A 775-nucleotide genomic window follows, 5' to 3' on the forward strand; every position below is an offset into this window, starting at 1 on the left:
TGAAGAATTTAGGAATTTGGGGTTCTTCGGTTATTTTTGTGGAAATCCTGGTTAAAAATCATTGAAAGCCTTATTATGTGAGCATTTCATTGAAAACATGGGCATTATCGTTTATAATCCTTACGGGATAAGGGTTTTTTATAATCAATCCTTATTCTTCATTTTCCATTCTAAATTCTAAATTCCTCAAATATGGCTAATAAAGATATACAAGAAAGAACCCTAAATTTTAGTATAAGAATAGTTACTCTTTGTAAATTTTTGAGAAAAAATGGTGGAACAGGATATGATCTAAGTAAACAATTAATACGCTCAGGAACAAGCATTGGAGCAAACGTTGAGGAAGCACAAAATGCAGAAAGTAAACCTGATTTTATTCATAAAATGAGTATTTCTCTCAAGGAAGCAAGAGAAACCAGTTATTGGTTAAAAATATTAATAGCAACGGAGAAAAAACTAGAACCAAGATTACTTCTTTTATTAAATGAATCTAATGAATTAATTTCGATTCTTCATGCAATCATTAAAAATAGTAAGGCTAAAAATTAATGGTCTTCATTACATATTATGCTAGATATGTCTACAAATCAGATAAAAATCCTTACTGCGTAAGAACAACAGCCGTTATTGTTAACGTTTTCGGCTTGGTTATGAAATTTAGTAGACAAAAGCCTGTAAGCATTGATTTTAAAGGCAATTTCTGGATTTTAATGAAAAATTCAGCATAACACCTACCGAAGAGCCAAATTAATTCTTCATTCTTCATTCTTCATTC

General features: G+C 29.9%; 1 protein-coding gene. It reads left to right on the top strand.

Annotated elements, in window-relative coordinates:
* The first annotated feature begins 192 nt into the window (after positions 1-192).
* On the top strand, positions 193-549 hold the full coding sequence (locus VB694_RS00630) for a four helix bundle protein (protein ID WP_323358376.1): 357 nt from the start codon (positions 193-195) through the stop codon (positions 547-549).
* Positions 550-775: the final 226 nt, after the last annotated feature.

Origin of the sequence: Anabaena sp. UHCC 0451, from assembly GCF_034931405.1 — a bacterium.
Classification (GTDB): domain Bacteria; phylum Cyanobacteriota; class Cyanobacteriia; order Cyanobacteriales; family Nostocaceae; genus RDYJ01.

What these genes read in the sequence shown, in the direction of transcription:
- VB694_RS00630 (WP_323358376.1), top strand. Translation starts at nt 193, where the DNA reads ATGGCTAATAAAGATATACAAGAAAGAACCCTAAATTTTAGTATAAGA.